The organism is uncultured Mailhella sp., from assembly GCF_944324575.1.
GTDB lineage: Bacteria > Desulfobacterota > Desulfovibrionia > Desulfovibrionales > Desulfovibrionaceae > Mailhella.
Map to the genome: position 1 here is coordinate 1 of NZ_CALUWV010000073.1, position 9,902 is coordinate 9,902.

Below are 9,902 nucleotides of genomic sequence, written 5' to 3' on the forward strand. Positions count from 1 at the left end.
TTGTGGCCCAGGGGGTCGCAGGTTCAAACCCTGTTATTCGCCCCATATTTTGCCCCGATTTCATCGGGGCTTTTTTTGTGCCCGTCATTCTGCTGCCGTTTTCGCACATATTCCTTTCCACATAAGAAACGGGCTCGGAAACGTGCGGAAAATCTTTCGACCCGCTCCTTGCCCCTTGCCGACACGTCTTTTTCCCGAGCGGGAAAAACTGCCGTTCTTCTTCCCAGGCCTTACAAAAAGACCGCTTTGCCTACAGCTCCAGCGCCAGTCCTACAGGACAGTGATCGGAACCGTACACGTCGTTTTCTATCCACGCATCCCGAACGTTGTTCCGAAGCTCGGACGAAACGAAGAAATAATCCAGCCGCCACCCGACATTGCGTTCCCGAGCACGGGTCTTGTACGACCACCATGTATAGGCGCCCGCCTCATCGCCGTGCACGAGCCGAAAGGTATCCACATATCCGGCCTGAACAAAACCGTCCATCCAGGCACGCTCCTCAGGCAGAAAACCGGTGTTGCACTCGTTTTCCCGGGGTCTCGCCAGATCAATGTCCCTGTGGGAAATATTGAAGTCTCCGCACACTACGATGGGCTTGTCCTGGCGCAGTTCCTCAGCATAGTCCAGAAAGGCGTTGAAAAAGCCCATCTTGTACGGTACGCGGCGGAACACGCCCTTCGAGATCTCCTCGCCCCCGTTGGGGAAGTAGATGTTGAAGAAGTGCAGCTCGGGAAACTCCAGATGCAGTACGCGACCTTCGCCGTGATAATCGGGATCGGGCAGCTCATGCTCAACGTTCAAAGGCGTTCTGCGACTGAACACCGCCACACCGGAATACCCTTTTTTGACCGTGGAGGCAGACCACCAGGAATTCCAGCCCTCTGGCTCCCGCTGATGTTGCGGAATCTGTTCCGGGGCAGCTTTGGTTTCCTGCAGTCCCACCACATCGGCCTGAGTTCTGGAAAACCATTCCCAGTCCGCCTTTTTGCTGACGGCGCGAAAGCCGTTGACGTTCCACGACACAAAGCGCATGAGTGACATACTATCCGTCCTTCTTCCGTTGGGAGAATCTACGCGACAATGCCCGCAATCTCAAGAAAAAAAGCCGCAACTCGTCCCCGGCTTCATCGCTGCGCACCCTCGGAGCTCCCGAAGCAGACGGCGGAAAACAAAACCGCGTCCGGCAGTATTTCTGCCCGGACGATGCCGAAAAATACATGCACCAAAAATCCCTGCCAGCGCTCTTCTCCGTCAGGTCACAGGCACTCCGCCCGAAACGGAGGATTGTACGCAATGTCGATTTTCGACCATAAAAAAAGGCAGGTTCAGAGAACCTGCCTTTAAAATCCGTTCAAAATACCGGAGATATCGCTAATCGTTGAGGAATTCCTTGAGTTCCTTACCGGCCCGGAAGAAGGGCAGCCTTTTGGGGCTGACTTCCACGCGGTCTCCGGTACGGGGGTTGCGCCCGGCATAGGAACCGTATTCTTTAACCTTGAAACTGCCGAAACCGCGGATCTCAACACGATCGCCCGCAAGAAGTGCTTCCTTCATGCAGTCCACGAAAGTATTGACCACAAGGGTGGCTTCATCCAGCGACACATTGGACTGTTCGGCAAGATTCTTGATCAGTTCACTCTTGTTCATGACATCTCCGTCATACGGTATTAACCTGCCCTGCCGGCAGGGAGAAGGATTACTGCGCGCGGGGGCTCTCCCCTGAAAGCTCACTTGGTGTCAAGTAAGACATCTATAACCCTAAACCCGTTGCCTTGCAAGGGAAATCAGCCACCTATCCGTGACTGTGCTCATGCTGCCAGAGAAGGTAATCCCTCAGGAAAGAATCGATGCGTCCGTCGAGCACGGCGTCCACGTCGCCGCACTCGGAACCGGTGCGGTGATCCTTCACCAGACGATACGGCTGCAGCGTGTAGGTACGAATCTGACTGCCGAAGGCAATGGCATCCTTTCCGGCGTAGTCGGCCTGACGGGCAGCATCGCGCTTGCTCTGCTCAAAGGCATACAGACGAGCCTTGAGAACTCGCATGGCGCTTTCCCTGTTGCTCTGCTGCGAGCGCTCGTTCTGACACTGCGCCACGATTCCGGTGGGAATGTGCGTGATGCGTACGGCGGACTCGGTCTTGTTGACGTGCTGACCGCCCGCACCGGAGGCACGATACACGTCAATGCGCAGATCGCATTCCTTGATCTCGATGCTCGATATTTCGCCCGCGTCGGGAATGAGATCCACGGAAGCGAACGACGTATGCCTGCGACCGGAAGCATCATAAGGGGAAATACGGATAAGGCGGTGAATGCCCTTTTCGCCCTTGAGCAGCCCGTAGGCGTTTTGCCCCTGAAGCCGTATGGTCACGGCCTTGATGCCCGCCTCTTCACCAGGCAGTAAGTCCACGATTTCAGCCTTGACGTGATGAGACTCCGCCCAGCGCAGATACATGCGTTCCAGCATTTCCGCCCAGTCCTGGGCCTCGGTGCCGCCAGCGCCGGGATGAATGTCCAAAAGCGCGTCCATATGATCGGACTCGCCGCTGAGCAGCACGGTCATTTCCGTTTCCGTCAAGAGCTTTTCCAGCGTATCGGCCTGCTCGTTCAGCGTTTCAAGGGCGTCTTCTTCGCCGTCGGACACGAAATCGAGCCATTCTTCCATTTCATCATAGCTGGCCTTCAGTTCGCGAAAACGGGCCACCTCGGCCTCAAGACGGCTTTTTTCCCTGAGCACGGGCGTGAGCTTTTCCTGATCGGCCCACGCGTCGGGACTGGAAATGATGCCTTCTATTTCCTCAAGTCGCGCCTCCCGCGTGGGCAGGTCAAAGACGCCCCCAGAGGGAAGTGAATTGTTCGGCAAGATTATGGCAGCGGGAACGAAGTTCGGCCAACTGAAGCATGACGGTATCCTTTGTTGCGGTATGTCCGCCGAAGCGGAGAATGTCGAAACGGATCTGCCTTACGCGCGGCCGCGCCGCACAAGGGGCAGCCCCAGCAGAAGCAGTATCATGAAGCCCGCGGCAGGAAGCCACGGATGCAGATAAAAGTAAGGCGTATGCCCCTGCAAGGCAAGCGCCGTGCCCGTAAGGGAGCCTGGCACGAAAAGCGCGTAGTCGTTCTCTGCTCCCCCCATGGCGTGGATGCCGCCCAGAGGATCGAGAACGGCCGTGATGCCGCTGTTGGTGGCTCGCAGCACATAGCGCCCCTCCTCCACCGCTCGCATGAGCGCAAGCTGAAGATGCTGCATGGGAGCGGAGGTATAATCGTACCAGGCGTCGTTGCTGATGTTCAAAAGCAGTCCTGCGCCCTCCGCCACCCGCTTGCGGGCCAGTTCGGGAAAAATGGCCTCATAGCAGATGAGCATCCCCATGTCCAGCTCGCCACGGCCCTGAAGATGCAGAGGAAAAAGCATTTCCTGCGTTCCGGGCTCAAAGCCGCCGAGCCCCTGAAGAAGACTCTGGAATATGTCCCAGTCCAGAACGGGAGGGAGGTACTCCCCGAAGGGAACAAGATGCTCCTTGTCGTAATGCCCGGCGTCCCCCTGCGGCATAAGCAGAAAGGCCCGGTTGTAAAGGAGCGTTTTTCCGTCCGCCGAGCGCTCCACGCCGGGAGCGCCGAAAACAAGCGGAAGGCCGAGCTCCTGCACGAAGTCGCGCAGAGACGCGGAAAGAGGGCCGGAAGGATAGGCAAACGGCATGGCCGTTTCCGGCCAGAGCAGAAAATCGGGAAGAGCCGGAGCGAGCGTGACGTCTCCGGGAAGTTCCGTACGGCCCATGAATGCGGCCAGTTCCGAAGAAGACGGCCGGGGCTTTTCCGCTCCGGCAAGAGCGTTCACATTCCCGCGCACGCCGTCCATGCTGAGACGGACGTAGCGCTCAAGCGTGTGCTGCTGATACTCCTTCGACCATTTCACGTCCTGCCGCACGCTTCCCTGCACCATGGTGACGGTCACGGGAATGCTTTTTTCCGCAAGTCTCTTTGGCATGACGGAAAGACGCCATGAGCCGAACGCGGCGATGACGACAAGCAGTCCTGCGGCGCAGGCCATCAGAGTGGCTCCCCCTCTTCGGGAGGCCTTTGTGCAAAGAAGCATGACGCCCTCGCAGGCAAGACAGGCCGCAAAGGCGAGCACGCCCGAATAGCCGTACTCCCCAAGCAGACTCAGAGGCTGAATGAGCGCCGGCCACGCCGCAAGTCCCGAGGAGAGCGTAAGCCAGGAAAAACCGGTACCGAACCAGCCGCGAGTCCACTCGAGCAGAAACCACAGAACGCCTGCCAGCGCGCAGCGCCGCCAGGGAGAGAGCGAAAGCGTCCGGGCCATAAGCCAGGAGAACAGTCCGCCCCACAGCGCCACGTACATGCCGAGCAGAATGGAGCACGGCGCCGCCAGAATCCAGGGAAAGCCACCGTACATATGCGCGGCCACGGCAATCCAGTACAGCGCCGCCGCCGCGCCGGGAATCCCCGCACACCAGCCCATGCGGAAGGGAGCGGTCGTGCGCGAGGCAAGACAGAGCACTGCCGGGTAGAGCAGGATGATCAGCGGCAGATGGACCACGGGATTGGGAGTACCCAGAAAAACGGACAACGAGCCGACCGCGACAAGCACGACACCGGTTCGCAGGGAAAAGCTCATGACTGCCCCCTGTCGAGCACGCGGCAGCTTATGGCCTCCGCGATGTGCGCGAGCGAAAGATCCGCCGCGCCTTCAAGATCGGCGATGGTTCTCGCCACACGAAGAATGCGGGTATACGCCCTCGCGGACAGCGCAAGGGCGTTCACGGCATTCCCCAGAAACTCATGTTCTTCCCGTCCGAGCCTGCAGTGCTCGTCGAGCATTCTGCCGGACAGGTCAGCGTTGGTGCGGCACTTCGTCCCCCGGTACCGCTCGCGCTGCACCTCCCGCGCACGAATGACCCGCTCCCGCACTTCGGCGGACGACGGTCCGGTCTTCTCGGACCGGATGTCTTCATAGGAAACAGCGGGCACCTCAACATGAAGGTCGATGCGATCCAGCAGCGGACCGGAAAGTCTGGCCCGGTATCTGGCCACGGCCTGCGCGGAACAGGTGCATTCATGGCGGGGATCGGTGCGGTAGCCGCAGGGACAGGGATTCATGGCCGCAAGCAGCATGAAATCGGCGGGATAGGAAACCGCGTAGGTAGCGCGGGAAATGAACACTCGCCCCTGCTCCAGAGGCTGACGCAGCACCTCAAGCGCCTGCCGCTGAAATTCAGGCAGCTCGTCCAGAAACAGCACGCCTCTGTGAGCAAGGCTGACCTCTCCCGGATGCGGAGGCACGCCGCCGCCAATGATGGACACGCTCGAGTCGCTGTGATGCGGCGTGCGAAACGGACGACTCGTCACAAGCCCCCGTCCGTCAAGCATGCGCGCCACGCTGTAAATCTTGGTCACTTCCAGCGCCTCTTCCAGGTCAAGCGGAGGAAGAATACCCGGCATGCGTCTTGCGAGCATGGTCTTTCCGCTGCCGGGAGGTCCGATGAACAGCAGATTGTGCGCGCCGGCCGCCGCCACTTCCATGGCGCGCTTGGCCTTTTCCTGCCCCTTCACATCCGCAAGGTCGAGAAACTCCTCTGCAGTCCGGTCAGGGGGGCACGCCGACACGGGAGCAAGATCCGCGCGACCGGCAAGAAAGGCCGCGGCCTCAGCAAGCGTTTGCGGCGCAAACACGTCGAGCCCCTCGGCCATGGCAGCTTCCTGAGCATTGTCCGGAGCCACCAGCATGCCGCGCGCGCCTTCCGAGCGCGCCAGCATGGCCACGGCCAGAACGCCGGGCACGGGCTTGAGACGTCCGTCGAGAGAAAGCTCGGCGGCAAAGAACCAGCCTTTCAAAGATTCTGCAGGGAGTATCCCCGACGCGCCCAGAAGACCGAGCGCTAGAGGCAGATCATAGGCAGACCCCTCCTTTCGACGGTCGGCCGGGGCGAGGTTCACCGTAATGCGCCCCGGAGGAATGCGGAAGGAAGAATTCTGCAGCGCCTTGAGCACTCGTTCGCGGGATTCCCGAACCGCCCCCTCGGCCAGCCCGACCATGACGAACGAAGGCATGCCCTGCCTGCCGTAATCCACCTCAAGATCGACACGAAAGGCATCCACTCCCAGAACGGCTCCGCAGGAGAGATGAACCACCATGGGAACCTCAGAAGCTCAGGCCCGGCAGTTCGAGAATGAGCCGGTAGGAATTGTCCCTCGCCTTGCTCTGGACAGCCCCCAGAATATGGAAGCACTGATGATAATAGCCGATGATGAACTGCCGCTCGTAGTTCTTGCCGGTCTCGATGTTGTCCTGCGTGCGATAGTACAGCGATATGCTGCTCGTGGGGCGGAAGGTGAACGTATTGGTCAGAAGACGCTGCGCTCTGGTGAACCGGATATCGCTCAGGTTGTCTCGCTTCATCTCATCGAGATAGTTATAATATTTGTTTCTGGTACTGTAGGACAGGCTCCAGGAACCCCAGCGGGCATTGGAAAGCGTGGTACCGGTGTCGCTGCGGGTGATGCCGTCACCATACATGGACACGTAAAGGCGGTTCCACACGCTGAACCAGTTGACCGGCCGAAGTTCCAGATAGGAATACGCGTCCATGACCGGCTTGCGCTCATAAAGATCGCGGAACTCGTTGCGGTTGGCTTCGTCGATGTCGTATCCCGTGGCCAGTTCCCAGCGCAGAGGATCGAAATACGTCTCGCGGGTGTTGTACTTGCCCTGCGCCCCGGAAACGGTCTCCCGCCTGGCCGTCACGATGTTGGTCACGGAAAGACGTACTCTCTGCGAAGGCTTGAGACGATCCATTTCCTCAAAAATGGGATTGTCGGCCTGATCCCTGTCGGGCGTCCATTCGTAGGTCAGACGGGGCTGCACCCGGTGACGGACGCCGGTCCAGCTTGTCTTGCCCACATTTTCGGCTACGGCTTCCAGATGATTTTCCGGCATGTCCCAGATACGTGAAAACTGCGTAAAGGTTTCCGCGCTCATGTCGGGAATGAACCGGTCCTTGGTGCCGCCGCCGCGCGTCCAGCGCAGAGAATCGTTGAAGGGCACGTGATTGCTGTTGTAGTAGGTCTGCCGCACGCCGCCCGTCACGAGCAGAGAAGCGCCGGGCAGATTCACGGGCAACGTCAGCTCTGGATGAATTTCCGTACGCAGGCCGCGCACGCCGCGGGCACGATATTCATAGGTGCTCGACACCTCACCCTGCAGTTCCAGCGGCAGATTTTCCAGAAAAGCGCCCTTGAAGAGGTAGGCATTCACAGGAATGCGCTGCACCGTGGTATCCTGACTGTGCGGCTGATTACCGTGCCCGAAGGAAGGATCCTGCTCATAGCGGAAGCCCACGGACACCATGAAGCGGTCCCAGTCGCGATACAGAAAGCCTTCGCTCACGCGGTTTTTGTCCACTTCCTGCAGGTCGCGGCCGAACATATCGTAAAGAGCGTCGCGGGAACGGTTGAAGCCCGTACGCATGTCGCGGAACTGCCGCAGGAAGTTCTGATCCGAAGTATAGTCGAGGTTGTAGCGATAGCGCCAGCCGGAATCGCCGACGAATCCGTCGCCCATGCCTCGCAGCCAGAATCTCTCTTCATTGGTGTTCACCTTGCCGTCGGTATCGTTGACGGGGTCGCTGGAATCCCTCCGGAAGGTGTGCTTGTCGTACAGAGCGTCAAAGGCCAGCCAGGTCTTGTCCTGATCGCGGGTATGCGCGCGGTATTCAATGCCCGGCATGAAGCCCGCCTTGCTCATGTAAGTGCCGTAGAAGGTAAGATCACGGCTTTCGTCTATGACCTGAAAATACGGCTGAGAAAAAAAGGTACCGTTCAGGCTGCTGTAGCCGAAGTCGGGCATGAGAAGCCCGGACTGTCTCGTAGTCTTGGCCGGAAGCACCAGATAAGGCGCATCCATGAGCGGCACGTCCAGAATGTTGAGCGTGGTATGTTTGAGCCTGGCGTAGCCGTCTATTTCTATGTCGGCCTGATCAGCATCAAGAGACCAGGCCGGAACCTCGCCGTCGCAGGCCGTGACTCTGGCGTTCTTGAAGCGGTAGCGATCGCCGAAGAGCTTGTCCACCTTCTGTCCGGTCACGTACATATGCGGCCCGGCAATGAATATGGAACCGTCCTTGAGCCAGCCCGTGCGGGAAGTGAGATCAAATTCCGCCTCCGAGGCATTCAGCATGTCGCGCCCCATGCGGGCCTCAACCTTCCCCTTGACGAAAATCCAGTTTGTGGTGGTGTAGTACCTGGCGAAATCGGCTTTCATGTAGTCTTCGCCGCGCTGGAGCAGCACATTGCCGGTAGCCTCAACAATGACGCCATCGTCAAGACTGACGAGATTGTCGGCATTGAGCGTCCAGGGAACTTCTCCGCGAGTGGTCAGAGACTTCTGCCCTCCCTGGCTCTGTGCAGCCTGGGAGGAGGAGAAAAGGCACGTCAGCACCGCGAACACGGTCACAAGCGTACGACACAACGAAGATAAGGAAGCGAAAGGAAAAAACACGGCATATTCCGGGTTGCAAGACAGGGAAAGAGGCGGTAGAGGCAGAAACGGAACGTGAAAAAGACAACCGCCGGACGTACCGGCCGGCTTTTCAGCACGAAGCTGATTTTCCATAGCATACAACTTGACCGAAAAAAAGCCCCCGCACGGGCCTTAACGTCGACCGTCTCGCCGGAAAGGATATCCATCATGACAGAGCCTTCATGCCATGTCCGCATCAACTGGGAACACTTTCGCCACAACGTCGTCACCCTCATGCAGAAGGGGCACGACCTCATGCCCGTCATCAAGGCGGACGCCTACGGACACGGCGTGACACGTGCCGCAAAAATTCTGGAAGAGTGCGGCATTGCCTGGGCCGCGGCAGGCACGCTTGAGGAAGCCGCAGCGATACGCGACGCGGGCTTTTCCGGCAACATCGTATCCCTGCTCTGCCTTGCTCCCGGCGACGACGACATACGCCTTGCCCGCGAAAAGAATCTGACTCCGCTCATCCACAACAGGGAAGGCCTTGTTGCCTCAAAAGAGGCCATGCGCAGACAAGGCGCCGTGACGCCCCTTACCATCGCCGTCAAGGTGAACACCGGCATGGGGCGCCTCGGCTTTGCTCTGGAGGACATCGAAAAGGTTGCTGCCTTTCTTGCCGACGCCCCCGAGCTTTCCCCCATCGTGCAGGTTTCGCATCTCGCCGTGGCCGACGATCCCGCGGAGAGCGCCTATACCAGCCGTCAATGTGACATCTTCTACCGGGCGACCGACATCCTGCACCGGGTCTTTCCCTCCATGCGCTGCTCTCTCGGCAATACGGCCGGCCTTCTGGAAGGCGTGACGCACGATGACGATCTCTGCCGGCCCGGCATTGCCCTGTACGGCTACGATCCTCTTTACGGAACTGAACACGAAGGACATTGCGGCTCTCTTCTTCCCGTCATGGAAGTATCCGCGCCCCTCATCAGCGTTCATCCTCTCCACAAGGGCGAGAGCGTGGGATACGGACGAACCTACAAGGCGGACTCGGAGCGGCTCGTCGGCTGGGTGGCCATAGGCTATGCCGACGGCTACCGCCGCAACCCAGCGCCGGGAACCTGCATGAGCATAAACGGCACGCGCGTGCCCGTCATCGGCAGGGTGGCCATGCAGATGACCTGCGTGGACCTTACAGATCTTCCCACGCCTCCCGTCCCCGGAGACACGGTCTACGTGCTCGGTGGACCGGGAAACGGCGTCAGCGCGCAGGAACTTGCCGGATGGTGGGGGACCATTCCCTACGAAGTGACCTGTCTGCTGGGCAAAAACAGAACGGAGTCAGGACCACCCGTAAAACGGGTGGCTTGTTCAGCCCTGTAAGGGCTTGTTACTTACTCGCGCCTTAAGGGCGCC

The 9,902-nt window shown here is 59.3% G+C and carries 7 protein-coding genes; 1 reads left to right on the forward strand and 6 read right to left on the reverse strand.

Annotated elements, in window-relative coordinates; genetic code table 11:
• Positions 1-250 precede the first annotated feature (250 nt).
• The 6 genes from Q0J81_RS08535 to lptD form a co-directional block, all read right to left on the reverse strand.
• Positions 251-1,042 carry an exodeoxyribonuclease III gene (locus tag Q0J81_RS08535; RefSeq protein WP_294447198.1) on the reverse strand — a complete coding sequence of 264 codons (792 nt, stop codon included), beginning with the start codon at positions 1,040-1,042 and terminating at the stop codon, positions 251-253.
• Positions 1,043-1,372: 330 nt separating this feature from the next.
• The gene (locus Q0J81_RS08540) at positions 1,373-1,648 is read right to left on the reverse strand and encodes an HU family DNA-binding protein (protein ID WP_294447199.1); all 276 of its coding nucleotides are present in this window, start codon (positions 1,646-1,648) and stop codon (positions 1,373-1,375) included.
• Positions 1,649-1,793: 145 nt separating this feature from the next.
• A protein-coding gene (gene prfB, locus Q0J81_RS08545) for a peptide chain release factor 2 (protein WP_294447200.1) occupies positions 1,794-2,907 on the reverse strand; the annotation gives its coding sequence in 2 pieces (ribosomal slippage) (positions 1,794-2,831 and positions 2,833-2,907; 1,113 coding nt in all).
• Positions 2,908-2,966: 59 nt separating this feature from the next.
• Positions 2,967-4,643, reverse strand: coding sequence for an apolipoprotein N-acyltransferase (gene lnt / locus Q0J81_RS08550; protein ID WP_294447201.1), 1,677 nt, complete (start codon positions 4,641-4,643; stop codon positions 2,967-2,969).
• Positions 4,640-6,160 (reverse strand): YifB family Mg chelatase-like AAA ATPase, encoded by a 1,521-nt coding sequence (locus tag Q0J81_RS08555; protein WP_294447202.1) that lies wholly within the window; start codon positions 6,158-6,160, stop codon positions 4,640-4,642. Before Q0J81_RS08555 ends, lnt begins: the two co-directional genes overlap by 4 nt.
• A 7-nt stretch (positions 6,161-6,167) precedes the next feature.
• Complete coding sequence (gene lptD, locus Q0J81_RS08560) at positions 6,168-8,522, reverse strand: LPS assembly protein LptD (protein WP_294447204.1); 2,355 nt, start codon at positions 8,520-8,522, stop codon at positions 6,168-6,170.
• Positions 8,523-8,711: 189 nt separating this feature from the next.
• On the opposite strand from lptD, the gene alr reads away from it, so the two are divergent.
• The gene (alr, locus tag Q0J81_RS08565; RefSeq protein WP_294447206.1) at positions 8,712-9,869 is read left to right on the forward strand and encodes an alanine racemase; all 1,158 of its coding nucleotides are present in this window, start codon (positions 8,712-8,714) and stop codon (positions 9,867-9,869) included.
• Positions 9,870-9,902: the final 33 nt, after the last annotated feature.